Origin of the sequence: Pseudomonas fluorescens (genome assembly GCF_900215245.1) — a bacterium.
Taxonomy (GTDB): domain Bacteria; phylum Pseudomonadota; class Gammaproteobacteria; order Pseudomonadales; family Pseudomonadaceae; genus Aquipseudomonas; species Aquipseudomonas fluorescens.
The window spans coordinates 1,509,778-1,534,821 of record NZ_LT907842.1 but is presented as its reverse complement, the minus strand read 5'-3'; the positions used below and the strand labels follow the sequence as shown (position 1 = coordinate 1,534,821).

Here is a 25,044-nt window from a genome sequence, read left to right as displayed (position 1 = left end):
TCCTATGGCTTTGCGGCCGGCAGTGTCACGGAAAGGGGGGATTCACACTGGCAGCTCAGGCGCTCGCCGGTGTCGATGTTCATCAGGGTCATGGCACCGCCCCACACACAGCCGGTATCGAGGGCGAATACACCCGGCTCGTCGCACTTGCCTTCAAGGGCAGCCCAGTGGCCGAAGATGATTTGCGTGTCGTGGGTCTTGCGCTCCTTGTGGGCAAACCAGGGCTTATAGCCAGGCAGCGCGGTGTCGGCGCCTTCCTTGCTTTTGAGGTCCAGTTTGCCATCGGCGGTGCAGAAGCGCATGCGCGTGAAGTAGTTGGTGATCACGCGCAAGCGGGCCACGCCGGTAAGGTCGCTGTCCCACTTGATGGGCTCATTGCCATACATGCCGTCGAGGTAGGCGGTGTAGAGGCTGTCATCGGCCAGTGCGCTTTCCACTTCAGCGGCACACTTGAGGGCTTTCTTCAGTGTCCATTGGGGTGGGATGCCAGCATGGACCAAAGCCATGTTGCGGCCTTCGTCGTAATGCATGAGCTTTTGCCTGCGCAGCCAATCCAGCAGTTGCGCGCGATCCGGCGCTTCAAGGATTTCGCGCAGGGTGTCACTTTTTTTCAGGCGTTCGATGTTGTTGCCGGCGGCTAACAAGTGCAGATCATGGTTGCCCAGTACACACACCAGGGAATCGCGCAGGCCATACAGAAAGCGCAGGGTTTCCAGGGACTCGGGGCCGCGATTGACCAGGTCACCCACCAGCCACAGGCGATCGCTTGCCGGGTTGAAGGCAACCCGCTCCAGCAGGCACTTGAGGGGTTTCAGGCAGCCTTGCAGGTCGCCGACCGCGTACGTCGCCATCAGTGCAGGGCTCCAGGCACGGCGAGGCGGAAGGGCGCGATGATGGCGTCGAACAATTTGCCGTCGGTGGCTTTCATCTGATACGAGCCTTGCATGGTGCCGACTTTGGAGGTCATCACCGTGCCGCTGCTGTAGGTATGGCTGGCGCCGATGTCGATCAATGGTTGCTGGCCAACCACACCGGCGCCGCGCACTTCCTCAACCTGACCGTCACCGTCGGTGATCACCCAGTGGCGCGACAGCAACTTGGCCGGCACCTGCCCGTTGTTCTTCAACGTGATGGTGTAGGCAAAGGCGAAACGGTTATGTTCGGGTTGCGATTGGTCAGCAAGAAAGCGGGTGACGACGCTGACGTCGATCTGGTAGCGAGGATCGGACATGCAAGAGGCCTTAAAAGCAAAAGCGGAGGACAGCAGATGCGGATCAGTCTAGGCCATCAGCAGGGCACTAGGCCAGACATGCTGTCTGGCCCATGCATGGCAGGCTTCAGTCCGCGGTGGGCGCAGGCTGGATGGCAAGCTGGTCGGCCAGGCGCACGAACGCGGCCAGGTCCAGTTGCTCGGGGCGCAGGCTGCCATCGACGCCGGCCGCTTCGATCTCAGCGTTGCTAAGCAGCGCCTTGAGCGTGTTGCGCAGGGTTTTGCGGCGCTGGTTGAATGCTTCGCGCACCACCCGCTCCAGTAACTTGTGGTCCTTGGCCGGGTGCGGCAGTACGGCGTGAGGCACCAGGCGCACGATGGCCGAGTCGACCTTCGGCGGCGGATTAAACGCGCCAGGGCCAACGTTGAACAGGTGTTCCACACGGCAATGGTACTGAACCATGATCGACAGGCGGCCCCAATCACCACCACCAGGGCCCGCCGCCAAACGCTCAACCACTTCTTTTTGCAGCATGAAGTGCATGTCGCGGATGATCCCGGCGTTGTTCAGCAGGTGGAAAATCAGCGGTGTGGAGATGTTGTAAGGCAGGTTACCGACCACTCGCAGGCTGTTGGGCGCGGCATTGAGGCTGTTGAAGTCGAACTTCAGCGCATCGCCCTGGTGCAGGTTGAAGTTGGACTTGCCCGCAAACTGCTGGTTGAGGATCGGGATCAGGTCCTTGTCCAGTTCAACCACGTCCAGTTGACCGCCACTGGCCAGCAGGCCTTGGGTCAATGCGCCCTGGCCCGGGCCGATTTCCAGCAGGCGGTCTTCAGGTTTGGCATGGATGGAGCGCAGAATGCGGTCGATCACGCCAGCGTCGTGCAGGAAGTTCTGCCCGAAGCGCTTGCGCGCCCGGTGTTGGTAATGCTCGGTCATATACGGGTCTCGGCCATCTGATAGGCGGTTTCCAGGGCCACGTGCAGGCTGCCGGTATCGATCTTGCCACTGCCCGCCAGGTCCAGGGCCGTGCCATGGTCGACGGAGGTGCGGATGATCGGCAGGCCCAGAGTCACGTTGACTGCGGCGCCGAAGCCTTTGTATTTCAGCACGGGCAGCCCCTGGTCATGGTACATCGCCAGCACTGCGTCGCAGTGCTCCAGATATTTGGGGGTAAACAGAGTGTCCGCAGGCAGTGGGCCACGCAGGTCCATGCCTTCTTGGCGCAGACGCTCTAATGTCGGTTCAATGATGTCGATTTCTTCATGGCCCAAATGGCCGCCTTCACCGGCGTGCGGGTTAAGCCCGCAGACCAGGATTCGGGGTTGGGCAATGCCGAATTTTTGTTGCAGGTCGGTGTACAGGATGCGCGTGACGCGCTCCACGCGCTCGGCGGTGATGGCGTCGGCGATATCGCGCAGCGGCAGGTGCGTGGTCACCAGGGCCACGCGCAGGCCGCGTGTGGCAAGCATCATCACGACTTGAGCCGTGTGGGTCAGTTCGGCAAGGAACTCGGTATGGCCGGAAAAGGCGATGCCGGAGTCGTTGATGACACCTTTGTGCACAGGGGCGGTGATCATGCCGGCGAAGTCGCCGTCGATACAGCCTTGGCCGGCACGGGTCAGGGTTTCCAGCACAAACGCCGCATTGGCCTTGTTCAGTTGCCCGGCAACGACCTTGGCCGCAAGGGGGGTGTCCCACACATACAGGCTGCCTGCGGGGGCCGGCAGGTCTGGCCAATGGCCCGGCGCCACGTCCAGCAAACTGACGGCCACGCCCAGCTGCGCGGCCCGCTCAAGGAGCAGGTCGCGGCTGGTAATGGCAATCAGGGGGTGTGGCTGGGGTTGCGAGGCGAGGAGCAGGCACAGGTCTGGACCAATGCCGGCCGGCTCGCCGGGTGTGACCGCGAAACGCTGTGGTTTCACTTCGGTGCCTGGTCGGTGCCTGTTTGCTCGGCGCCTGGCAGCTTGTTTTCCACATAGGCTTCGTCACGGATCTGACGCAACCAGGTTTGCAGCTCTTCGTCGTACTTGCGGTTACGCAATACGCTCAGGGCTTGTTGCTCGCGGGCCTGGGTGGTGTTGTCGGTCGCGCGGCGGCCAAGAACTTCCAGTACATGCCAGCCATATTGAGTCTTGAACGGCTTGGACAAAACGCCTTGCGGGGTCTTGGCCATCACGTCCTGGAACTCCGGCACCAGCGCTTTCGGGTCAATCCAGTTCAGGTCGCCACCGTTGAGGGCCGAACCCGGGTCTTCCGAGAAGCTCTTGGCCAAGGTGGCGAAGTCTTCACCGCCTTCAATGCGGTCATAGATCTTCTGGGCCAGTTCCTTGGTTTGCGCCTCGGTACGGATTTCGCTTGGTTTGACCAGAATGTGACGAACATGCACTTCGTCTTTCAGCGAGGTCTCGCCGCCGCGTTTTCCCAGCAACTTGAGGATGATGAAGCCGCCCGGTGTGCGTGCTGGCTGGGTAATTTCACCCGGCTGCATGGCGCTCAGTTCACGGTCAAACGGAGGTGGCAATTGAGCGGCTTTACGCCAGCCCATGTCACCGCCGTCCAGGGCGTTGTCGCTGCCGGATACGGCAATTGCCGTCTGGGCAAAGTCAGCGCCGGCTTTCAAACGGTTATAAACGGCCTGAGTCTTTGCGGCGGCGGCATTGAGCTGCTCGGCGTTGGCGCTGTCCGGTGTCGGGATCAGGATGTTGGCCAGGTGCAGTTCTTCGGAGAGCTGCATCTTGCCCAGGTCCGACGCCAGGAAGTTTTTCACTTCCTGCTCGGACACCTGAACCCGCTCGGCCACACGGCGCTGACGCACACGGCTGATGATCATTTCACGCTTGATCTGGTCACGGGCGTCCTCATAGGACAGGCCGTCGTGGGCCAGAGCGGCTTTGAACTGGTCAATGCTCATGTTGTTGCGCTGAGCGATGGTGCCTACTGCCTGGTTGAGTTCTTCGTCCGAAATACGGATGCCGGAACGATCGCCGATCTGCAGTTGCAGGTTTTCGACGATCAGGCGTTCCAGCACCTGTGGATCGAGCACGCTGGTCGGCGGCACGCCGCCACCACGCTTGGCGATGGTCTGCTGAACTTCCTTGACCCGTTGGTCGAGTTGGCTCTGCATGATCACGTCGTTATCGACAATGGCCACAACTTTGTCCAGCTGTTGAACCGCAGCGTGTGCCGATGCGGCCCCCAGGAACAGCGCGCCCAGCACCAGCGGGCGCACGCAATCAGAAAGCTTGGTCTTCACGTTCACGATAACCTTCAATGCCTTTGTCGAGGAAGCTCTCTACCTTGGCGCCGGTCAGGCCGCCGAGTCCTTTAAGGACGATCTGGAAGAAGAGCCCGTGGTCACCCTTTTCGTTCAGCGGGGCGATCTGAGTGTATTCGTCGTTGGAAACCCAGTAACGGTTGATCACACGCAGTTTCCAGCAGCAGTTGTCGTACTCGAAACCACCGAAGGCTTCCAAAGTGCGGTTGCGGGCATAGTCATACTGCCAGCGGGTGATCAGGTTCCACTGGGGAATGATCGGCCACATCATCGAGAAGTCGTGTTGCTGGATTTTGTAGTAATCCTTCACGTAGTTAGCGGTGCCAGGTGTGCCGTAGTCACCGCCAAACTGGTATTTACCGGTCAACTGGTTATAAACCACTTGGTCGTTGCGATAGCGATAACCGAGGTTAACAACCTTGTTCGGGTTGTCTTCCGGCTGGTAGTGGAACATTGCGCTGCCGGAACGTGGGGAGCGGCTCTCCGGGTCCCAGTTGTAGTCGGCAGTAGCGCGCCAGTCATGGTTGAAGCGGTATTCGTATTCCAAGGCGATTGGCGAAACGTTCGAGTGAGCGTCATCGCGGGTCTTGGCATCGATACCAGGCAGTTGCACTTCACGATCTTTGAAATATACCGCCTGGCCGATGGATGCTCGTTGGCGTTCGAAGCCGTTTTCTTGAATCCAGCGGCTGGTCAAGCCAAACGACAGCTTGTTCTCGTCGCCGATACGGTCCGAGCCGGAGAAACGGTTATCCCTGAACAGCGAGGAGTAGCTGAAGCTGTTTTCGCTGGTGTCGAATACCGGAATGTCCTTCTGGTCTGTCTCTGGTACGTAGAGATAGAACATGCGCGGTTCAAGGGTCTGGCGATAGTTTTCGCCGAACCATTGGGTATTGCGATCGAAGTACAGGCCGCTGTCGATGCTGGCGATCGGGACTGCGCGATCCTGTGAACTGTTGAAACGCTCACCCAGTTGCGAAGCGCCGCCTCTATTGGTCACCAAATCGGCCTTGCCAGTGCTGTCCAGGTCAAGATCGTACTTGGTGTAAACGTACTTGAGCTTCGGCGTGATGTACCCGTAGGTTGCAGTCATCGGCAGGGACATGCTTGGCGCCAGGTTCAGACGCGTACCGTTGGCGCGGTTCAAGCCAAATACGTAAGTGTCCAGGCGAGGGGTGCCGTTATCCAACGGTGGCGTATTGAAAGGGCCGCCGTCTTTTTCCGTGTAGTTGCCGGTCTGAAGATCCCGGTCAAAGCGCACTGCCTCGGTCTCGTAGGCAAAGTCCACGCCGCCCGGGTGGTAAGGCAGCGTACCGTTGAAGGTCAGCTGCGGCAGCCGGTCATATGGAGTGATCTGCGAAACGGTCGCCAGTTGATAAGACTGGACGTTCAAGCGCGCCTGATAGGAGTCGCCGCGATAGGTCAAGGCGCCCTGTTGGTTCACGAAGTCCTGAGCTTTAACACCTTCCTGGTTGGTCTTCAGATCCTGGTAGAAGTACGGATCGCTGATCTTGGTGTAGTCGACCAGGGTCGTCAGTCGCGAATCCAGCCCACCTTTATGCTGCCAGTTGAGCATATAGCGGGTTTTTTCGTAGTCGCTCTGCTTTTTGCGTTCGTCGCTGTCGTCATTCAGGTACGCGCCGCCAAACTGACCTTCGCTGGACTTGGTGAGGTAGCGGAATTCGCCTTCCATCATCAAACCGCGTTTGGTCATGTATTGCGGGTACAACGTGGCGTCGTAGTTCGGCGCCAGGTTGAAGTAATACGGCGTAATCAGGGTAAAGCCAGTTTCCCCACCGGTGCTGAAGCTCGGCGGCAGGAAGCCGGATTGACGACGGTTGTCGATCGGGAAATAGATGTACGGGGTGTACAGGATCGGGATGTTCTTGATCCGCAACGTCGCGTTGGTCGCCGTACCGAAACCGGTGGCCGGGTTCAACGTGATGTTGTTGCCCTTGAGCTGCCAGGCGTTGCTGTCCGGCTCGCAGGTGGTGTACGTACCGTCTTTAAGACGGATGATCGCGTTCTCGGCACGCTTGGCGTACAGCGCGTTACCGCGGATGCGCGACTTGTGCAGCACGTATTCGGCGTTGTCGATCTGAGCGGCGCCGGTGTCGAGCTGGACCTCTGCGTGGTCGCCCACGATCAGGGCACCGTTGTCGCGCAGACGAACGTCGCCATTCAGCTCGCCACGGTTCTCGGCCTGATACAGACTGGCTTCCTGAGCCTCCATCTGCATGCTGCCCTGGCGCATGACGACGTCACCGGCCAGGGTTGCGACTTGTTGTTCCTGCTCGTAGCGAGAGGCCTTGGCACCGATGAAGGTCGGCGTATCGCTTTTGTCCGTCTTGTCGTTCATGCCAGGACGGGTCGGCTCGATGTACGCGCCGGAGCAATACGGACCGGTTTCGGCCAGTTGGGCCGCGGTCAGCTTCTCGCGAGGCACCCAGTCCAGGTGGCTGTAGTCGGCGCTGCGCGAACGCAGGCCACGGCCCTTGGCTTCGGTGACCAGCGCGGTCTTCGGTTCAGCGTCGCCGCTGCCGCCAGCGTCGGCTTGCGCCGTGCTGCCAGCCGGGCTGACGGCTGCGCCGTCATGCACCGGGCGCGGTGGCAATGGGGCTGCGGCGGTTTTCGGCGCGCAATCCCAGGCACCCGAAGCAGAGACTGAGCAGTCATACTGTTCCGCGGCGACCACGAATGAGGTGGCGAAAGGTTGCATGGCCAGCAGACTGCCGGTTACCAGCAACGGAAATTTTCTACGAAACGCGGGGGATTTCAATGCCATCTTATTAGTCCGGGCTTCCTGCGTGCCATCTGCCCGCGGTTTGGGCCGCACGCCTCTCGATGGTCTGAAAAAGATGCGTGATAATAAAGCATGACCCGCTTGACGGCTAGCGCCGTCGGAGACCCTTGTAATGCCCGAGCAAGATCTACGTTTACAACAGCTGAAAGTATGGCTGGATGAGCAGTTGCCAATCCTTTTCAACGCTCAGGATTGGGGTGTCGTACCTCCGGCCACATTGACCGCGGCCAGCAGCGACGCGAGTTTCAGGCGTTACTTTCGTTGGGAAGGCGGCGGTCGAACATTCGTCGTTATGGACGCGCCACCCCCCCAGGAAAACTGCAAACCTTTCGTCGATATCGCTGATTTACTCGCGAAATCGGGAATTAATGTGCCAAAAATTTATGCAGAAGATCTGCCGCGCGGCTTTCTTTTGCTCAATGACCTGGGCAGAAAAACCTATCTGGACGTGATTGACGAGCAAAACGCCGATCAATTGTTTGCCGATGCCATCGACGCGCTGCTGGCTTTTCAGCAGTTGCCGATGGACGCGCCGCTGCCCAGCTATGACGTCGCCTTGTTGCGCCGCGAGCTGGAATTGTTTCCGGAGTGGTACGTTCGTCGGCATTTGGGTATCGAATTCGACGCCCGGCAGCAAGCCTTGTGGCAGCGCGTCAGCGCTCACTTGATCGACAGCGCCCTGGCCCAGCCCAAAGTGCTGGTGCATCGCGACTATATGCCACGCAACCTGATGATCAGCACGCCGAACCCAGGTGTGCTGGATTTCCAGGACGCGGTCTACGGCCCGGTGACCTACGACATCACCTGCCTGTTCAAGGATGCGTTCCTCAGCTGGCCCAAGGCGCGCGTGCGCGAATGGCAGCGTGGTTACTGGGAGCGTGCCGGGCAGCTGGGCATCCCGGTGCAGGGCGATTTTCAGGCGTTCCTGCGGGCCAGTGACCTGATGGGGGTGCAGCGCCACCTCAAGGTGATCGGCATCTTCGCGCGCATCTGCCATCGCGACGGCAAGCCGCGCTACCTGGCGGACGTGCCGCGCTTCTTTGCTTATATAGAAGCGGTACTGGCCGACCGGACTGAACTGGATGAGCTGGGTGAGTTGCTGGCCAGCCTGCGCGAACCGGCCGAGGCGGGTGTATGAAGGCGATGATCCTGGCGGCGGGCAAAGGCGAGCGCATGCGTCCGCTCACGCTGCACACGCCCAAGCCTTTGGTGCAGGCGGGCGGCAAGCGGCTGATCGAGTATCACCTTGAAGCGCTGGCCAAGGCCGGCTTCACCGATATCGTCATTAACCATGCGTGGCTCGGGCAGCAGATCGAAAGCTACCTGGGCGACGGCGCGCAGTTTGGTCTGCGCATTCAGTACTCGGCCGAAGGCGAGCCGCTGGAAACCGGCGGCGGTATTTTCAAGGCACTGCCACTGCTGGGCGATGAGCCTTTCCTTCTGGTCAACGGTGACATCTGGACCGACTTCGACTTCGCCAGCCTGCGCAAGAAGCCGCTGCAAGGGCTTGCCCACTTGGTGATGGTCGACAGGCCTGACCATGCCCCTGCGGGCGGCGACTTCTATTTGAGCGACGGCGTGCTTCATGATGCCGCGCCCGGTGCCGATAACCTGACCTTCAGTGGCATTTCAGTGCTCGACCCTCAGCTGTTCGCGGGTTGCAGCGCCGGGGCCTTCAAACTGGCGCCGCTGTTGCGGGAGGCCATGGCCAAAGGACGGGTTACGGGGGAACACATGACGGGACGCTGGATTGATGTCGGCACGCTGGAACGCCTGGCGCAGGTCGAGACCTTGCTGACTGCGGAGCAATAAGATGTTGTGGCCAGGGACACTGATCGGTGCCGGGGCTGGCTTTGCCATTGCCAGTATTCCGGGGGCCTTGTTGGGCGCATTGCTGGGGCAGGCACTGGACCGCCGCCTGCAGTTGCACAGTTGGGCGCAATTGCGTGAACGCCTGGGCGGGCGCCCGGCATTGCGCAACGACGAGCTGCTGTTTGTGTTGTTGGGGCGCCTGGCCAAAAGCAATGGCCGGGTCGTGGATGGGCATATCCAGCAGGCGCGCCTGGAAATGCGCGCGCTGGACATGAGTGAACACGCCCGGCGCCGGGCAATTATCGCGTTCAATCGCGGCAAGTCCGGTTCCGACCGGGTGCGCACGTATCTGCGCGTACTCAAGGCGCAGCCGCATGCGGCGGAAGGCGTGTTGCGTGCGTGCTGGCGAATGGCCTGGGCGGATGGCAGGGCAGATGAGGCCGAGCGCGACCTGATCGATCAATGGGGCAAGTGGCTGGGCTGGACGCCGCAACAGTTGCACGCGCTGGCCTGCGACTACGCGCCGGAACGCAAGCCCTTGGTCAGCCGCAGCGGCGCCTATCAGGAGGCGTTGCGGATTCTTGGTGTAACCGCCACCAGCGAACCGTCGGTGATCAAGCGTGCCTATCGTCGCCTGCTCAGTCGCCACCACCCGGACAAGATCGCCGGCACCGGCGCCAGCCCCGCGCAAGTGCGCGAGGCGACCGAGCGAACCCGCGAGCTGCATAACGCCTACGCGCTGATTCGCGAGCGGCGGGATTTCAGATAGCCAGCACTTTTTGGAAGTGTGCACCCAATCCATTGTGGGAGCGGGTTTGCTCGCGAGTCAGCCGATGCATCTGTTGACTGACACAGCCTATTCGCGAGCAAGCCCGCTCCCACATCAGGCTACGGTGCTTTCGAGATAGGCGGTCAGCGCTATTTCGGCTCCGGGCTCAGCCACCCGCGCACCCGCCGATACAACTGCTCTTGCTCGGCCGAGCTATTGCCGGGCAGGGTTTTCAGTGACACCTGTTTGTAGCCGTCATTCTTCGTGCGCTTGGCGGCTTGCACGCGCTCCAGCGCATTTTTGCGTTCTTGGGCGCTGTCCTGGTAGAACACGTCCGCTGTAGGCACTTTCAGCGTTGGGGCCAGTTGTTGCAGATTCGGTTGCCGACCCGTAGGTGTCTTGCCAGCCACCATCACCAACTTTTGCACTTGGGACGGCTGCTTCTCGCTCAGGTAACGCGCGGCCCACCAGGCGCCGGTGCCATGGCCAAGCAACACCACGCTGCGCGCGCTCTGGGTTTGGGCGAAGGCGACGGCGGCGTCGATACGATCAAAGATGCGCTTGGCGTCGGTTTTTTCCTGCTGCTCCGCACCGGGCACCACCGCCGGGTCCGTCCCTTCAGCTTCGGCGCTGGCGGCTTGTTCGATGGGTTTGGCTGCGGTGCTGCCTTCTTTGCTGCTGGTGTCGACCGCTGCCTTGGGGGCTTCCATGACCCGCGGCGGTAAGGTGTCCAGGTTCACGTCCGGTAATGAAAGGCTGAGGGTGCCCCAATCGGCGTCCGGTAATTTACTGCGCAAAGGCGCAATTGCTTGCGGCCAGTCAGCACTTTCCCCGGCGCCAGGCACGATAATCACCACGCCTTGGGGTTCGGCGCTGTTGGCCGGTTTCCACAGGGCCAGGAATGAATCGCTGCCGGCCTGCAACTGTTGCTGCTCTTGTTGCGGAAGTTGCCGCTCAAGGGCGTTGGCCTCTTCCTGGCTGCGCTCGGGCAGAGGTTGGCGTTCAACCGGTTTTTCGGCAGCGGGCGCAGGTGCGTCGGCGGCCTGAACAGAAAAGGCGCTGGTAAATAGCAGCGACAGGCACAATGCTGGCAGTGCCGAACGGTGGAGAAAGAGCATCGTTAATTCCCGGCCAGAAGTCATTCCAGCAGCCTAATGGGTTGGTCAGTGTTTGTCAGTGATGTGAGACGTGGATCATGGGTTTTCGCTGTCTGCTGGTTATCGGCTGTTGGTGCTTTGCCTTGATGGCCAGTGCCGCGCCTGCGCCTGCTGCACCACAGGCGCAACTGAATGCACAACAGCGGGAGTGGCTCGCCCAGCATCCGGAGTTGCGCGTGGGCCTGGTATTGCAGGCGCCTTACGCGCAATACGACCGGCGCTTGCAGCGGTTGTCCGGGGCCAATGTCGAGTTGATGCATTGGTTGGCCAAGGCGCTGAACATTGAGCTGACCTGGCGCAATTTCCCCACCCAAGAGCAATTGGAAGCCGCCGTGCGTGACGGCGAAGTGGATATCGCCCCCGGCCTGCAGCAAACCCCTGCGAGCCTGCGCCTGTGGTTATTCACCGACCCGTATATGCGCGTGCCCCAGCATATCGTCGGTGTCCGCGAGGGCGGCGGTGCCGTGGAGCTGGAAAAACTCGATGAGCAATCCCGCGTTGCCGTGCGCATGCCCAGCGCCGTGGCGGACTACCTGCGCAGCAATTATCCCAACCTGAATCTGCAAGGCGTGCCCATGGAGCGTCAGGCCTTGCAGTTGCTGGTCAGCCAGCAGGCGCGTTATGCCGTGGTGGATGAGGCACAGTTGAGCCGGTTGTCCGGCGAGGCGGAGTTTGCCGGGTTGGCCGTGGTGGGGGATATCGGCTTGCCGCAATTGCTGCGTGTGGCCACCCGCCGTGAATGGCCGGAACTGGCGACCATCATGCAAAGCGCCTTGCGCGCGATACCCGCCCGCGATCTGGATCAACTGCATAGCCGCTGGTTGCAACCCAAGTACCCACAGTTGTCGGAGTCACCCGCCTTCTGGAAAAACCTCAGCCTGCTCTTGGGGTTGTTCCTGATCGCCAGTCTTGCCGTGGTGGTCTGGCAGCGTCGCCAGCAACGTGGGCTGGAACAGCACCTGCTGGCGGCTCGGGAAGAAAGTGCCGCGCGCGCCGCCAGTGCCGAAGCCTTGCGGTTGACGCAGTTTTCCATCGATCAAAGTACGGTCGGTATCCTGTGGGTCAATTGGGACAGCCATGTGCGCTACGCCAACCTCGCCGCCGAAACCATGCTCGGTTATGGCGCCGGTGCATTGATCGAGCGACCGCTGATCGATTTTGACCCGACGTTGAACATGGACCGCTGGCTCAACCTGTGGAAACGCGCCCGCGCCAGCGAAGAAGGCCCGCAAAACTTTGCAGCCGATTGTGTGCGCGCAGACGGCACGATCCTGCCCGCTGATGTGTCCTTGAGCTTTCTGCGCTTTGCCGATGGCGAATACCTGGTCGTGTATCTCAGTGACGTGACCGAGCGCCGCCGTTATGTGGCCGCCTTGCTGCAAAGCGAGGCACAGTTGCGCGAATTGTCCGCCCACCTGGAAACCGTGCGCGAAGAAGAAAAGGCCCGTATCGCCCGCGAAGTGCACGACGAACTCGGGCAGATGCTCACGGTGCTCAAGCTGGAAACCTCGATGTGCGAGCTGGCCTATGCGCAATTGGATCCGGGCTTGAACGAGCGCCTCAACAGCATGAAGCGCCTGATCGCCCAGCTGTTCCAGCTGGTGCGCGACGTGGCGACCGCATTGCGCCCGCCGATTCTCGACGCGGGCATCGCCTCGGCCATCGAGTGGCAAGCCCGCCGCTTTGAAGCCCGTACGCAAATCCCCTGCCTGGTACAAGTCCCGGACAACCTGCCCGCCCTGAGCGACGCCAAGGCCATCGGCCTGTTCCGCATCCTGCAGGAGGCGTTGACCAATGTGATGCGCCATGCCCAGGCGCATACTGTCGAGCTGACCCTGGTGGTTGAGGGCGGCGACTTGCAGTTGACGATCAGCGATGACGGCGTCGGCTTCGTTGAGTCCCAGGGCCGGCCCGTGTCCTTTGGCGTAGTGGGTATGCGCGAGCGGGTGTTGATGATGGGCGGGCAACTGAGCCTGCACAGCGAGCCGGGGGAGGGCACCACCTTGAGTGTCAGGGTGCCGTTGGATGCATAACGCTAAGAGGAAACCCCTGTGATTCGTGTATTGGTAGCCGAAGACCACACCATCGTCCGTGAAGGCATCAAGCAATTGATCGGCCTGGCCAAAGACCTGCAAGTAGTGGGCGAGGCGAGTAACGGCGAGCAGTTGCTGGAGACTTTGCGCCACGTGGCGTGCGAGGTTGTGTTGCTGGATATCTCGATGCCCGGTGTGAATGGGCTGGAGGCCATTGCGCGCATCCGTGCACTGAATAACCCGCCGGCGATCCTGGTGTTGTCCATGCACGATGAAGCGCAAATGGCCGCCCGCGCCTTGAAAGTCGGGGCGGCGGGGTATGCGACCAAAGACAGCGACCCGGCCCTGTTGCTGACGGCGATTCGCAAAGTCGCGGCGGGCGGGCGCTATATCGACCCGGACCTGGCTGACCGCATGGTGTTTGAAGTCGGCTTGACGGACGCGCGGCCGCTGCATTCGCTGCTCTCGGAGCGCGAGTTTTCGGTGTTCGAGCGCCTCGCCCAGGGCGCCAACGTCAATGACATCGCCCAGCAACTGGCGCTGAGCAGCAAGACCATCAGCACCCACAAGGCGCGCCTGATGCAAAAGCTGAATATCACGTCCCTGGCCGAATTGGTGAAGTACGCCATGGAACATAAGCTGTTGTGACGACATGCCTGTTTACGACCTCCCGCGCGTCCTGCCAGGGCCATTCCCGGCGCGCGGGGCGCTGACACTGTTCCATCCCCGCCATCGTTGTAGGGCGATCCTTACCCCCAGCCTTCCATCCGGCTGATGCAATTCTCTCCTGGCCCCCGATTTCCGCGGCCTCGCGCCTGGACTACGCTTGTGCCACAGCAGTCCAAAATACAAAGGTGCGGGTATGAGCGAGGTGGATTCAAATGATGTGCTGGTCAGCTTTCGTGGCGTGCAGAAGAGCTACGACGGCGAGAACCTGATCGTCAAAGACCTCAACCTGGAGATTCGCAAGGGCGAGTTCCTCACCCTGCTCGGGCCATCGGGCTCGGGCAAGACCACCAGCCTGATGATGCTTGCCGGTTTCGAGACGCCGACCGCCGGTGAAATCCTGCTGGCCGGGCGCGCGATCAACAACGTGCCGCCGCACAAGCGCGACATCGGCATGGTGTTCCAGAACTATGCATTGTTCCCGCACATGACCGTCGCCGAAAACCTGGCGTTTCCCTTGTCGGTGCGCGGCTTGAGCAAGACCGATATCAGCGAGCGGGTCAAACGTGTGTTGAGCATGGTCCAGCTCGATGCCTTCGCCCAGCGCTATCCGGCGCAACTCTCCGGGGGGCAGCAACAACGTGTGGCTCTGGCCCGGGCGCTGGTGTTCGAACCGCAGCTGGTGCTGATGGACGAACCCCTCGGCGCACTCGACAAACAACTGCGCGAACACATGCAGATGGAGATCAAACACCTGCACCAGCGTCTGGGTGTGACGGTGGTGTACGTGACCCACGACCAGGGCGAAGCCTTGACCATGTCCGACCGCGTGGCGGTGTTCCACCAAGGCGAAATCCAGCAGATCGCCGCGCCGCGCACCTTGTACGAAGAGCCTAAAAACACCTTCGTCGCCAACTTCATCGGTGAGAACAACCGCCTCAACGGGCGCCTGCACAGCCACAGCGGCGAGCGTTGCGTGGTGGAGCTGGCGCGGGGCGAAAAGGTCGAGGCGCTCGCGGTGAATGTCGGCCAGATCGGCGGCCCGGTGACCCTGTCGGTGCGCCCGGAGCGCGTGAGCCTTAACGGCTCCAGCGAAAGCTGCGTCAACCGTTTCTCTGGTCGTGTGGCGGAGTTTATCTACCTGGGCGACCACGTGCGTGTGCGCCTGGAGGTTTGCGGCAAGGCCGATTTTTTTGTGAAACAACCGATTGCCGAGCTGGACCCGGCCCTGGCGGTCGGCGACGTGGTACCGATTGGCTGGCAAGTCGAGCACGTTCGCGCACTCGACCCACTTCTAGAGGCGAATTAATCGCCCCATGGCTTCACCAACCCTGCACGTGGAGAGAACAACAATGTTGAGATCCCTTAAATATTCCGCCCTGGTTTTAGGCCTGATGGGCGCGACACAGGCCATGGCAGGCCCGGACCTGACGGTCGTGTCCTTTGGTGGCGCGAACAAGGCGGCCCAGGTCAAGGCTTTCTACGCGCCGTGGGAAAGCGCGGGCAACGGCAAGATCGTCGCGGGTGAGTACAACGGTGAAATGGCCAAGGTCAAAGCCATGGTCGACACCAAGAGCGTGTCCTGGGACCTGGTGGAAGTGGAGTCGCCGGAACTGTCCCGTGGCTGTGACGAAGACATGTTCGAGCCGCTCGACCCCAAACTGTTCGGCAATACGGCGGACTACGTGAAGGGCGCGATTCAGCCCTGCGGCGTGGGCTTCTTTGTGTGGTCCACCGTGCTGGCCTACAACGCCGACAAGCTGGCCAGCGCACCGACCAGTTGGGCGGATTTCTGGGACACCAAGAAATTCCCTGGAAAGCGCGGCTTGCGTAAGGGCGCCAAGTACACCCTGGAATTCGCCTTGATGGCTGACGGCGTGGCCCCCAAGGACGTGTACAAAGTGCTGGCCGGCAAAGATGGTCAGGACCGTGCATTCAAGAAGCTGGATGAACTCAAACCGTCGATCCAATGGTGGGAAGCTGGCGCACAACCGCCACAGTACCTCGCTTCTGGCGACGTGGTGATGAGCTCTGCCTACAACGGGCGCATCGCCGCCGTGCAAAAAGAGAGCAACCTGAAAGTGGTCTGGAACGGCGGCATCTACGACTTCGATGCGTGGGCCATCCCTAAAGGCTTGGCCAAGGACCGCGCGGAAGCCGCGAAGAAGTTCATCGCCTTCTCGGTGCAGCCGCAACAGCAGAAGACCTATTCGGAAAACATCGCCTACGGCCCGGCCAACACCCAGGCTGTGCCGTTGCTGGCCAAGGATGTGTTGAAGGATATGCCGACCACTCCGGAAAACATTGCCAACCAGGTGCAGATCGACGTGAGTTTCTGGGCGGATAACGGCGAGCAATTGGAGCAGCGCTTCAATTCGTGGGCGGCTAAGTAACCCGCAATACCGCTAAATCCTTGTGCGAACCGGTAAGTGTGGGAGCGGGCTTGCTCGCGAATGCGATGTGACAGTCAGCGCGTGAAGAGACTGATCCACCGTATTCGCGAGCAAGCCCGCTCCCACACAGCCCGGCTCCCATTTGGGGCCTGTTGTGTTGGGCAGAGCGCATTCATTTTTAAGTTCCGGAGTTTGCCATGGTTATCGCCATTCCCAGCCCCACCCTCAAGCAGCGCCTGGCGCGTGCCGAGCGGCTCAACCGCTGGAAGGCCCAAGCGTTGATTGCGCCATTGGTGCTGTTTTTGCTGCTGGTGTTCCTGGTGCCGATCGTTGCGCTGCTTTACAAAAGCGTCGGCAACCCTGAAGTGGTGGGTGGTTTACCGCGCACCGTGGTGGCGGTAAAGACCTGGGATGGTCGTGGTCTGCCGGGTGAGCCGGTGTATCAGGCCCTCAGCGAAGACCTGGGCGAAGCGCGTAAAAACCAGACACTGGGCGACCTGTCCAAACGCTTGAACATGGAACTGGCCGGCTATCGCAGCCTGCTGACCAAAACCGCGCGGGCGCTGCCGTTTACCGAAGCGCCCGCCTCTTATAAACAGGCGCTGGAAACCCTCGACGAGCGCTGGGGCGATCCGGCGTACTGGCAGGCAATCCGGCGCAATACCAGCAGCCTTACGCCTTACTACCTGCTGGCGGCCGTCGATCACCGCATCGATGACCTCGGCGAAGTGGCCCCGGCAACGCCGGACCAGGCGATCTACCTGGACATCTTCGCCCGCACGTTCTGGATGGGCCTGGTGATTACCTTCATCTGCCTGCTGCTGGCGTACCCATTGGCCTACTTGCTGGCCAACCTGCCGGCACGCAAAAGCAACCTGTTGATGATCCTGGTGTTGCTGCCGTTCTGGACCTCGATCCTGGTGCGCGTGGCAGCGTGGATTGTGTTGCTGCAATCCGGTGGGCTGATCAACAGCGCGCTGATGAGTGTGGGCCTGATCGATAAACCGTTGGAATTGGTCTTCAACCGCACCGGCGTGTACATCTCCATGGTGCATATCCTGCTGCCGTTCATGATCCTGCCGATCTACAGCGTGATGAAAGGCATCTCGCCCACGTATATGCGGGCGGCAATCTCGCTGGGATGCCACCCGTTCGCCAGCTTCTGGCGCGTGTACTTCCCGCAGACCTACGCCGGTGTCGGCGCCGGTTGTCTGCTGGTGTTCATCCTGGCGATTGGTTACTACATCACGCCGGCGCTGCTGGGCAGCCCGAACGACCAGATGGTCAGCTACTTTGTGGCCTTCTACACCAACACCAGCATCAACTGGGGCATGGCCACGGCGTTGGGCGGCTTACTGCTGCTGGCGACCGTGCTGCTGTACCTGATCTACAACCGGCTGGTGGGCGCCAGCCGCCTGCGCCTGAGCTGAGGAGACCTTGCGATGCTGAGCCCTTATATGTCACCGGTGGAACGGGTGTGGTTCTACAGCTTGCGGATCTTGTGCGGCTTGATCCTGCTGTTCCTGATATTGCCGGTGCTGGTGATTATTCCGCTGTCGTTCAACAGTGGCAGTTTCCTGGTGTACCCGCTGCAAGGTTTCTCGCTGCATTGGTACCAGGACTTCTTCGCCTCGGCCGAATGGATGCGCGCACTGAAGAACAGCATCATCGTTGCCCCGGCGGCCACGGTGCTGGCAATGGTGTTCGGCACCCTGGCGGCGATTGGCCTGACGCGCGGCAACTTCCCCGGCAAGGCGTTGGTGATGGCGCTGGTCATTTCGCCGATGGTGGTGCCGGTGGTGATTATCGGCGTGGCCAGTTACCTGTTCTTCGCGCCGTTGGGGCTGGGCAACAGTTTCTTCTCGCTGATCGTGGTGCATGCGGTGCTGGGCGTGCCGTTTGTGATTATCACGGTGTCGGCGACCTTGCAGGGTTTCAACCATAACCTGGTGCGAGCTGCCGCCAGCCTGGGCGCCTCGCCGTTGACCGCGTTTCGTCGGGTGACCTTGCCGCTGATTGCGCCGGGGGTGATTTCCGGGGCGCTGTTTGCGTTCGCTACGTCATTCGATGAAGTGGTCGTGACGCTGTTCCTTGCCGGCCCTGAGCAAGCGACCTTGCCGCGGCAGATGTTCAGCGGCATCCGTGAAAACCTCAGCCCGACGATTGCTGCCGCGGCGACCTTGCTGATTGCCTTCTCGGTGTTGCTGTTGCTGACCCTGGAATGGCTGCGAGGCCGCAGCGAAAAACTGCGCACCGCGCAGGTCTGAAGCCCAACCGAGATCAACCTGTGGGAGCGGGCGTGCTCCCACATGGGGGTGTGTTTATTCAGATAATGACCATTCAGCCGCTGAATGGCAGACAACCCATGTGCCTCAGCTACTCTTGTGCAAGCCCATTAATAACAAGAGGCCGCGCACATGAGCACTTCCTCATTCAAGATCGCCCACAAACTGCTGACCGGCGCCGGTGCCATCGAGCAGTTGGCCGCCGAGCTCACGCGTTTGGATGTGGATAACCCACTGATCGTGACGGACGCCGCGCTGGTCAAGTCCGGCACCGTGGCGCTGGCGCTTGAGCATTTGGGCGAGCGCACCTACGAGATTTTTGATCGTGTGCTGCCCGACCCGGAAATCGCCATCGTCGAAGACTGCATGCGTGCGTACCGCGAAGGCGGGCATGACGGCCTGATCGGGGTGGGCGGCGGCAGCGCTATCGACATTGCCAAAAGTGTCGCGGCCTATGCCGGTTACCACGGCGCCCTGGCGGATTTGTTCGGCATCGACCAGGTGCCGCGCAAGGGGCCGCCGTTGATCGCCATCCCGACCACGGCCGGCACCGGTTCGGAGGTGACCAATGTGGCGATCCTCTCGGACAAAGTGGCGCAACTGAAAAAAGGCATCGTCAGCGATTACCTGCTGCCGGATGTCGCGTTGATCAGCCCGCAAATGACGCTCACGTGCCCGCGCAGTGTCACCGCCGCCAGTGGCGTGGATGCATTGGTGCATGCCATCGAGTCCTACCTGTCACTGAATGCCTCGCCGATCACCGATGCGTTGGCCATTGGCGCGATCAAGCTGATTGCCAATGCGCTGCCCAAGGCCTACGCCAACCCGGCCAACCTGCAGGCCCGCGACGACATGGCCACCGCCAGCCTGATGGCCGGTATGGCGTTCGGCAACGCTGGAGTGGGCGCGGTGCATGCGTTGGCCTACCCGCTGGGCGGGCGATTCAATATTGCCCACGGCGTGAGCAATGCGCTGTTGCTGCCCTACGTGATGCACTGGAACAAGCTGGCGTGTGTCGAGCGCATGCAGGACATTGCCCAGGCGATGGGTGTCAATGTCACCGGGCTCAGCATCAACGACGCAGCCGACCAGGCGGTTGAGGCAATGACGCGACTGTGTGCCGCAGTCGAGATCCCGGCGGGCCTGCGCAGCTTCGGGATACCGGAGGATGCAATCCCGGCCATGGCCACGGAGGCGGCGGGTATCGAGCGGCTGATGCGCAACAACCCGCGCCAGCTCAGCGCAGCGGATATCGAGAAAATCTACCGGGCAGCTTACTAACTGTTGAGTGAGGTCACGGTGCGCGCGGCAAAGCATGAGGTATACAATGCGCGCCATCGTGATTTAGCTCAAAAAGGTGCGTCATGCAGCCCTTCGTCATTGCTCCATCGATTCTCTCCGCCGATTTCGCCCGCCTGGGTGAGGAAGTGGACAAGGTATTGGCCGCCGGTGCCGATTTCGTGCACTTCGATGTCATGGACAACCACTACGTGCCGAACCTGACCATCGGCCCGATGGTGTGCGCGGCACTGCGCAAGTACGGCATCACCGCGCCGATTGATGCGCACCTGATGGTCAGCCCGGTGGATCGCATCATCGGCGACTTCGTTGACGCTGGTGCGACCTACATCACCTTCCACCCGGAAGCCTCGCTGCACGTCGACCGCACCCTGCAACTGATCCGCGAAGGCGGCTGCAAGGCGGGCCTGGTATTCAACCCGGCGACCCCGTTGAGCGTGCTTGAGTACGTGATGGACAAGGTCGACATGATCCTGCTGATGAGCGTCAACCCAGGCTTCGGTGGCCAGAAGTTCATCCCCGGCACCCTGAACAAGCTGCGCGAAGCCCGCGCGCTGATCGATGCGTCGGGCCGTGATATCCGCCTGGAAATCGACGGTGGGGTCAACGTCAACAATATCCGCGAGATCGCCGCTGCCGGGGCCGACACCTTCGTGGCCGGCTCGGCGATCTTCAACGCCCCGGACTACCAGGAAGTCATCGACAAGATGCGTGCCGAACTCGCGCTGGCGCGTCCATGAGCGGTTTTGAGCGGCTGTTCCCCGGCAAACTGCCACGGCTGGTGATGTTCGATCTGGACGGTACGTTGATCGACTCGGTGCCAGACCTGGCGGCGGCGGTGGACGAGATGCTGCTCAAGCTGGGGCGCAAGCCGGCGGGTATCGAGTCGGTACGCGAGTGGGTCGGCAATGGCGCGCAGATGCTGGTGCGCCGGGCCCTGGCCAACCATATCGAGGCTGAAGGCGTCGATGATGTCGAGGCCGAACATGCCCTGGAATTGTTCAATGCAGCCTATGAAAGCAGTCACGAACTGACCGTGGTTTACCCCGGCGTGCGCGATACGCTCAAATGGCTGCACAAGCAGGGCGTGGAAATGGCCCTGATCACCAACAAGCCGGAGCGCTTTGTCGCGCCGCTGTTGGACCAGATGAAAATTGGCCGTTATTTCCGCTGGATCATCGGTGGCGATACCTTGCCGCAGAAGAAACCCGACCCGGCGGCGCTGTTTTTCGTGATGAAAATGGCCAACATTCCGGCGTCCCAATCGTTGTTTGTCGGCGATTCGCGCAGTGACGTGCTGGCCGCAAAAGCCGCCGGTGTGCAGTGCGTGGCCCTGAGTTACGGCTACAACCATGGTCGGCCGATTGCCGAAGAATCGCCGGCACTGGTGATAGATGACCTGCGACTGCTAATCCCCGGTTGCTTGGGAGCGGGCGCTGAGATAACGTTGCCCGATACCGAACCGTCCCCTTCTGGAAATCCCATCGTGGTGGTCACTCGCAAACTCTGGATGAAAGTCATCAAGGCCCTGGCCCGCTGGCGTTGGCGCGCCTGACTGATCCTGGCCGCGCTGCGGCATGTTTGCACACCTGACCGTTTGACCCTCAAGCCACGAGGCACCTCATGATCCGCGAAGAATTCCTGCGTTTGGCCGCTGCCGGCTATAACCGTATCCCCTTGGCCTGCGAAACCTTGGCCGACTTCGATACGCCGCTGTCGATCTACCTGAAACTGGCCGACGAGCCCAATTCCTACCTGCTGGAATCGGTACAGGGCGGCGAGAAATGGGGCCGTTACTCGATCATTGGCCTGCCGTGCCGCACCGTGCTGCGCGTGCATGACCACCATGTGAGCATTACCCAGGACGGCGTCGAGATCGAAAGCCACGACGTCGAAGACCCGCTGGCCTTCGTCGAAGCGTTCAAGGCCCGCTACAACGTGCCGACCATTGCCGGCCTGCCGCGCTTTAACGGCGGCCTGGTGGGGTATTTCGGCTACGACTGCGTGCGTTATGTGGAAAAACGCCTGGGCAAATGCCCGAATCCAGATCCGCTGGGCGTGCCGGACATTCTGCTGATGGTCTCTGACGCGGTGGTGGTGTTCGACAACCTCGCCGGTAAGATGCACGCGATTGTCCTCGCTGACCCTTCCCAGGCCGATGCCTTCGAGCAAGGCCAGGCCAGCCTGGAAGCCTTGCTGGAAAAACTGCGCCAGCCGATCACCCCGCGTCGTGGCCTGGACCTCAGCCGGCCGCCGGCTGCCGACCCGATCTTTCGTTCAAGCTTTACTCAGGATGACTACGAGCGCGCGGTCGACACGATCAAGGAATACATCCTGGCCGGTGACTGCATGCAGGTGGTGCCGTCGCAACGCATGTCCATCGACTTCAAGGCGGCGCCGATCGATCTGTATCGCGCGCTGCGTTGCTTCAACCCGACGCCGTACATGTATTTCTTCAACTTCGGTGACTTCCACGTGGTGGGCAGTTCGCCGGAAGTGCTGGTGCGCGTCGAAGACAATCTGATTACCGTGCGCCCGATCGCCGGCACTCGCCCGCGTGGCGCGACCGAAGAGGCTGATCTGGCGCTGGAAGAGGACTTGCTCAGCGACGACAAGGAAATTGCCGAGCACTTGATGCTGATCGACCTGGGGCGTAACGACACCGGGCGCGTTTCGGAAATCGGTTCGGTGAAGCTGACCGAGAAGATGGTGATCGAGCGCTATTCCAACGTGATGCACATCGTGTCCAACGTCACCGGCGAGCTGAAAGCCGGGTTAACCGCCATGGACGCGTTGCGCGCGATTCTGCCGGCGGGCACGTTGTCGGGTGCACCAAAGATTCGCGCGATGGAAATCATCGACGAACTGGAACCGGTCAAGCGTGGTGTATACGGCGGCGCTGTGGGGTATTTCGCCTGGAACGGCAACATGGACACCGCGATTGCGATCCGTACCGCCGTGATCAAGGATGGCGAACTGCATGTACAGGCCGGTGGCGGGATTGTTGCTGACTCGGTGCCGGCGCTCGAATGGGAAGAAACACTGAACAAACGCCGCGCGATGTTTCGGGCTGTGGCGTTGGCCGAGCAGACTCCTCAGGGTTAACGGTCGACCCAGATCCAAATGTGGGAGCGGGCTTGCCCGCGAATGCGCAGTGTCAGTTACTGAATAAGTAGCTGATCCACCGTATTCGCGAGCAAGCCCGCTCCCACATTGGTATCTACTGTCCTTAAGACTTCATCAGAAATCCAGACTCACCCCGACACTCACTCCTTGTTGGGTCAGGCTGTCATCCTTCCTCACGTTATACACCGCCCGCAACGCCAGTTCCTGAGTCAGCTTGTGGCTGATGCCGAGGTTCAGGCGATCCGAATTGCTGCGAGGTGTGTAGCCGTCCAGCTTGAAGTCGATTCCCTGCACGCTGTTGAGTGAAATGTTTACCTTCTGAGCATCGTTTTCGAACTCGTGCTCGTGGGCCACTTCACCAAACACCTGGGTTTGCGGGGTGACGCGGTAGCTGCCCTGCAGGCCGACGCCGAGACGCTTGGAGTCGCGTTGCTGGTCATCAAACGTCAGTGCCGTGGAGCGGTTGTCCTTTTCCGAGTAACCGTTCACTTCGACCCGCGCATAGTCGGCGCTGATAAACGGTGACAGGTGCCAATCGCTGCCGGCTCCAGCAATGTCGTAGCCTACTCGGCCGCTCAAGGCCCAGAGCCAGCCATCGGTGTCGCCTTTTTCGGAGCCTTCACTGACGCCCAGGGCGAACTTGCGCTTGAGGCTGTCGAAGTCCAGCTTGCCGCCGGTCAGCGCCGCATCGGCCCACCAGTGATTTTGCTGGTATTGAGCGAAGGCGGTGCCCATGTAGCTGTTGAGCGTGTAGTCCGAGTCGCGTGCGCCGACTTCGAGTGTCTGGCGATACAGCCCGGCGGCCACACCGACGCGCCAGTTGTCGTCGAACCGGTAGCTGCCGCCGACATTCACGTTGTAGCCACTGCCGTCGCCACTGGCCGAGCTGCGTTGATCATCGAAGTCCAGGTGCTGGCCACCACCGGCCACGATCGCGCGCCATTGGCCGACGGCTTGCCAGTTGCCGTTGTCGGCCTGCCATTGGTTGCGCAGTTCATCCTGGTGGGCGCGCAAGGTGCCTTGGGCCATCTCCGGCAGCAAGGTGATTTCCCAAGGGGCTGCAAGCAGGGAATAGGCGTAGTCGGCGATCAGTTGTTGGCCTGCAATGGTGGGGTGGACCGAGTCGTTGTAGATCAGCTTGGTTGGGTCCGGCTGGGTGCCGCCGATGCCGTAGATCGGGTTGGCGGTGCAGCTGTTGCCGCTGAAGCAGGTGCCCGTGAGGTTTTGCCCGGTGGCCAAGCCAAAGCGGGCCGGGTCAGCGAAGGTTTCGTTTAACAGCAGCGGAATATTCAGCGGGATGATCTGGGCATCGATCTGCGACAGGCGTTGCACCAGTGACTGGTTGAAGATCCCGCTCAGGGCCGAGCTTGCTGCCTGCGCTGGCGTGCCGTTGATGGCGGGGGTCAAGCCCAGGTCGGGCAGCATCCACACCATGATGTACCGCGCCCCGGCCTGTTGCAGGGCTTGGGCACTGTCGGCCAGGCGCCCACCTGCGGCAACCGCTTGACCGGGGCTGAGCACACGCCCTTGCAGGAAGTCATTGCCGCCACCGGACAGAAAATACAGCGCGTTCGGGTCGGCCCGCCCGCCGTTTGCCGGCAGATAACCCTGGCGACTGCGCAAAACGGTACCGCCACCGGGGTTTCCAGGTGGAATCGCTGCATTGGAGACTGAGGTGATGGAGTCCAGGATGTTGTCGGTACGGTAGCCGCCGACCGCCCAGTTGTTCCCGTCAGGCAGGCCTTGTGCCGCGCGAACCGGCGAGGTGGAGGCATTCAGGTCGTTGGGTGCGACACCCAGTTTCGAACCCAGGAGGGTCGATGAGACAAGGCCATAGTTGCCCTGAAAGGTCGGCCCGGTGCGGTTGGTGAAGCGCAAAGTGGCGCCGGCCGAGCCGTCGGGGAACTGGCCGGCGTCTGCCAGGCTGTCGCCAAAAACGACCATGGTTGAATAGGGTGAAGGGGCTGCAAACGCCTGCGCGCAGGCCAGGGACAAGAGGGCGCCGGCGAGGGGTGCGAACAACGGTGGTCTGAGCATGCGAAATTCCATTTAGTTGTTTTTGTATCGGATGCGAAACACTAGCAATGTAGTGAGGGTTTTCGTCGAAGAAAACTATTTTTTCCTATAAAGACACCGTAGTGATTACCCCGTATTCGCTGCTCCATATTGCACCGCTGGCGAGGCTACGTTACTGTGCCTGAACGTATGAATGA

The 25,044-nt window shown here is 61.0% G+C and carries 21 protein-coding genes; 13 read left to right on the top strand and 8 right to left on the bottom strand.

What is annotated here, in order from left to right:
* Positions 1–2 precede the first annotated feature (2 nt).
* The 6 genes from CPH89_RS07270 to CPH89_RS07245 form a co-directional block, all read right to left on the bottom strand.
* On the bottom strand, positions 3–851 hold the full coding sequence (locus tag CPH89_RS07270) for a symmetrical bis(5'-nucleosyl)-tetraphosphatase (protein ID WP_053258319.1): 849 nt from the start codon (positions 849–851) through the stop codon (positions 3–5).
* The gene (gene apaG / locus CPH89_RS07265) at positions 851–1,231 is read right to left on the bottom strand and encodes a Co2+/Mg2+ efflux protein ApaG (RefSeq protein ID WP_053258318.1); all 381 of its coding nucleotides are present in this window, start codon (positions 1,229–1,231) and stop codon (positions 851–853) included. Before apaG ends, CPH89_RS07270 begins: the two co-directional genes overlap by 1 nt.
* A 106-nt stretch (positions 1,232–1,337) precedes the next feature.
* The gene (gene rsmA / locus CPH89_RS07260; RefSeq protein WP_053258317.1) at positions 1,338–2,150 is read right to left on the bottom strand and encodes a 16S rRNA (adenine(1518)-N(6)/adenine(1519)-N(6))-dimethyltransferase RsmA; all 813 of its coding nucleotides are present in this window, start codon (positions 2,148–2,150) and stop codon (positions 1,338–1,340) included.
* Positions 2,147–3,136: a 4-hydroxythreonine-4-phosphate dehydrogenase PdxA gene (pdxA, locus tag CPH89_RS07255; protein ID WP_053258316.1), complete on the bottom strand. Its 990-nt coding sequence runs from the start codon at positions 3,134–3,136 to the stop codon at positions 2,147–2,149. The genes rsmA and pdxA overlap by 4 nt, the downstream gene beginning before the upstream one ends.
* Entirely contained in the window at positions 3,133–4,467 is a 1,335-nt protein-coding gene (locus tag CPH89_RS07250) for a peptidylprolyl isomerase (protein WP_053258805.1), read from the bottom strand. Before CPH89_RS07250 ends, pdxA begins: the two co-directional genes overlap by 4 nt.
* Complete coding sequence (locus CPH89_RS07245; RefSeq protein ID WP_053258315.1) at positions 4,448–7,273, bottom strand: LPS-assembly protein LptD; 2,826 nt, start codon at positions 7,271–7,273, stop codon at positions 4,448–4,450. The genes CPH89_RS07250 and CPH89_RS07245 overlap by 20 nt, the downstream gene beginning before the upstream one ends.
* Before the next feature lie 130 nt (positions 7,274–7,403).
* On the opposite strand from CPH89_RS07245, the gene CPH89_RS07240 reads away from it, so the two are divergent.
* Genes CPH89_RS07240 through CPH89_RS07230 form a run of 3 tightly spaced genes read left to right on the top strand, consistent with a single transcriptional unit; the run spans position 7,404 to position 9,872 of the window.
* Entirely contained in the window at positions 7,404–8,429 is a 1,026-nt protein-coding gene (locus CPH89_RS07240) for an aminoglycoside phosphotransferase family protein (protein ID WP_053258314.1), read from the top strand.
* On the top strand, positions 8,426–9,103 hold the full coding sequence (gene murU, locus CPH89_RS07235) for an N-acetylmuramate alpha-1-phosphate uridylyltransferase MurU (protein ID WP_053258313.1): 678 nt from the start codon (positions 8,426–8,428) through the stop codon (positions 9,101–9,103). The genes CPH89_RS07240 and murU overlap by 4 nt, the downstream gene beginning before the upstream one ends.
* Before the next feature lies 1 nt (position 9,104).
* Positions 9,105–9,872: a TerB family tellurite resistance protein gene (locus CPH89_RS07230; RefSeq protein WP_053258312.1), complete on the top strand. Its 768-nt coding sequence runs from the start codon at positions 9,105–9,107 to the stop codon at positions 9,870–9,872.
* 149 nt (positions 9,873–10,021) lie between these two features.
* Here the strand turns inward: CPH89_RS07230 and CPH89_RS07225 are convergent, their stop codons facing one another.
* Positions 10,022–10,990, bottom strand: a complete 969-nt coding sequence (locus tag CPH89_RS07225; protein WP_053258311.1) for an alpha/beta hydrolase family protein — start codon at positions 10,988–10,990, stop codon at positions 10,022–10,024.
* Between the two features lie 77 nt (positions 10,991–11,067).
* Here CPH89_RS07225 and CPH89_RS07220 point away from each other — a divergent pair, with 77 nt between their 5' ends.
* From CPH89_RS07220 to trpE, 10 genes are all read left to right on the top strand, one after another.
* Positions 11,068–13,062 carry a sensor histidine kinase gene (locus CPH89_RS07220; protein ID WP_053258310.1) on the top strand — a complete coding sequence of 665 codons (1,995 nt, stop codon included), beginning with the start codon at positions 11,068–11,070 and terminating at the stop codon, positions 13,060–13,062.
* An 18-nt stretch (positions 13,063–13,080) separates the two neighbouring features.
* Entirely contained in the window at positions 13,081–13,710 is a 630-nt protein-coding gene (locus CPH89_RS07215) for a response regulator (RefSeq protein WP_053258309.1), read from the top strand.
* Positions 13,711–13,924: 214 nt separating this feature from the next.
* Positions 13,925–15,037, top strand: a complete 1,113-nt coding sequence (locus tag CPH89_RS07210) for an ABC transporter ATP-binding protein (RefSeq protein ID WP_053258308.1) — start codon at positions 13,925–13,927, stop codon at positions 15,035–15,037.
* Between the two features lie 43 nt (positions 15,038–15,080).
* Complete coding sequence (locus CPH89_RS07205) at positions 15,081–16,121, top strand: ABC transporter substrate-binding protein (RefSeq protein WP_053258307.1); 1,041 nt, start codon at positions 15,081–15,083, stop codon at positions 16,119–16,121.
* A 197-nt stretch (positions 16,122–16,318) separates the two neighbouring features.
* Positions 16,319–17,551 carry an ABC transporter permease gene (locus CPH89_RS07200; protein ID WP_053258306.1) on the top strand — a complete coding sequence of 411 codons (1,233 nt, stop codon included), beginning with the start codon at positions 16,319–16,321 and terminating at the stop codon, positions 17,549–17,551.
* A 12-nt stretch (positions 17,552–17,563) separates the two neighbouring features.
* Entirely contained in the window at positions 17,564–18,388 is an 825-nt protein-coding gene (locus CPH89_RS07195; RefSeq protein WP_017739612.1) for an ABC transporter permease, read from the top strand.
* Between the two features lie 150 nt (positions 18,389–18,538).
* Positions 18,539–19,687 carry an iron-containing alcohol dehydrogenase gene (locus CPH89_RS07190; RefSeq protein ID WP_053258305.1) on the top strand — a complete coding sequence of 383 codons (1,149 nt, stop codon included), beginning with the start codon at positions 18,539–18,541 and terminating at the stop codon, positions 19,685–19,687.
* A gap of 83 nt (positions 19,688–19,770) precedes the next feature.
* Positions 19,771–20,445 carry a ribulose-phosphate 3-epimerase gene (rpe, locus tag CPH89_RS07185; protein WP_046035020.1) on the top strand — a complete coding sequence of 225 codons (675 nt, stop codon included), beginning with the start codon at positions 19,771–19,773 and terminating at the stop codon, positions 20,443–20,445.
* Positions 20,442–21,260, top strand: coding sequence for a phosphoglycolate phosphatase (locus CPH89_RS07180; protein WP_053258304.1), 819 nt, complete (start codon positions 20,442–20,444; stop codon positions 21,258–21,260). Before rpe ends, CPH89_RS07180 begins: the two co-directional genes overlap by 4 nt.
* A gap of 68 nt (positions 21,261–21,328) precedes the next feature.
* On the top strand, positions 21,329–22,810 hold the full coding sequence (trpE, locus tag CPH89_RS07175; RefSeq protein WP_053258303.1) for an anthranilate synthase component I: 1,482 nt from the start codon (positions 21,329–21,331) through the stop codon (positions 22,808–22,810).
* A gap of 135 nt (positions 22,811–22,945) precedes the next feature.
* On the opposite strand, the gene estP is transcribed toward trpE, so the two are convergent.
* Positions 22,946–24,868: an esterase EstP gene (estP, locus tag CPH89_RS07170; protein WP_053258302.1), complete on the bottom strand. Its 1,923-nt coding sequence runs from the start codon at positions 24,866–24,868 to the stop codon at positions 22,946–22,948.
* Between the last annotated feature and the right edge of the window lie 176 nt (positions 24,869–25,044).

What these genes read in the sequence shown, in the direction of transcription:
- CPH89_RS07270 (WP_053258319.1), bottom strand. Translation starts at nt 851, where the DNA reads ATGGCGACGTACGCGGTCGGCGACCTGCAAGGCTGCCTGAAACCCCTC.
- apaG (WP_053258318.1), bottom strand. Translation starts at nt 1,231, where the DNA reads ATGTCCGATCCTCGCTACCAGATCGACGTCAGCGTCGTCACCCGCTTT.
- rsmA (WP_053258317.1), bottom strand. Translation starts at nt 2,150, where the DNA reads ATGACCGAGCATTACCAACACCGGGCGCGCAAGCGCTTCGGGCAGAAC.
- CPH89_RS07245 (WP_053258315.1), bottom strand. Translation starts at nt 7,273, where the DNA reads ATGGCATTGAAATCCCCCGCGTTTCGTAGAAAATTTCCGTTGCTGGTA.
- CPH89_RS07240 (WP_053258314.1), top strand. Translation starts at nt 7,404, where the DNA reads ATGCCCGAGCAAGATCTACGTTTACAACAGCTGAAAGTATGGCTGGAT.
- murU (WP_053258313.1), top strand. Translation starts at nt 8,426, where the DNA reads ATGAAGGCGATGATCCTGGCGGCGGGCAAAGGCGAGCGCATGCGTCCG.
- CPH89_RS07230 (WP_053258312.1), top strand. Translation starts at nt 9,105, where the DNA reads ATGTTGTGGCCAGGGACACTGATCGGTGCCGGGGCTGGCTTTGCCATT.
- CPH89_RS07225 (WP_053258311.1), bottom strand. Translation starts at nt 10,990, where the DNA reads ATGCTCTTTCTCCACCGTTCGGCACTGCCAGCATTGTGCCTGTCGCTG.
- CPH89_RS07220 (WP_053258310.1), top strand. Translation starts at nt 11,068, where the DNA reads ATGGGTTTTCGCTGTCTGCTGGTTATCGGCTGTTGGTGCTTTGCCTTG.
- CPH89_RS07210 (WP_053258308.1), top strand. Translation starts at nt 13,925, where the DNA reads ATGAGCGAGGTGGATTCAAATGATGTGCTGGTCAGCTTTCGTGGCGTG.
- CPH89_RS07205 (WP_053258307.1), top strand. Translation starts at nt 15,081, where the DNA reads ATGTTGAGATCCCTTAAATATTCCGCCCTGGTTTTAGGCCTGATGGGC.
- CPH89_RS07200 (WP_053258306.1), top strand. Translation starts at nt 16,319, where the DNA reads ATGGTTATCGCCATTCCCAGCCCCACCCTCAAGCAGCGCCTGGCGCGT.
- CPH89_RS07195 (WP_017739612.1), top strand. Translation starts at nt 17,564, where the DNA reads ATGCTGAGCCCTTATATGTCACCGGTGGAACGGGTGTGGTTCTACAGC.
- CPH89_RS07190 (WP_053258305.1), top strand. Translation starts at nt 18,539, where the DNA reads ATGAGCACTTCCTCATTCAAGATCGCCCACAAACTGCTGACCGGCGCC.
- rpe (WP_046035020.1), top strand. Translation starts at nt 19,771, where the DNA reads ATGCAGCCCTTCGTCATTGCTCCATCGATTCTCTCCGCCGATTTCGCC.
- CPH89_RS07180 (WP_053258304.1), top strand. Translation starts at nt 20,442, where the DNA reads ATGAGCGGTTTTGAGCGGCTGTTCCCCGGCAAACTGCCACGGCTGGTG.
- trpE (WP_053258303.1), top strand. Translation starts at nt 21,329, where the DNA reads ATGATCCGCGAAGAATTCCTGCGTTTGGCCGCTGCCGGCTATAACCGT.
- estP (WP_053258302.1), bottom strand. Translation starts at nt 24,868, where the DNA reads ATGCTCAGACCACCGTTGTTCGCACCCCTCGCCGGCGCCCTCTTGTCC.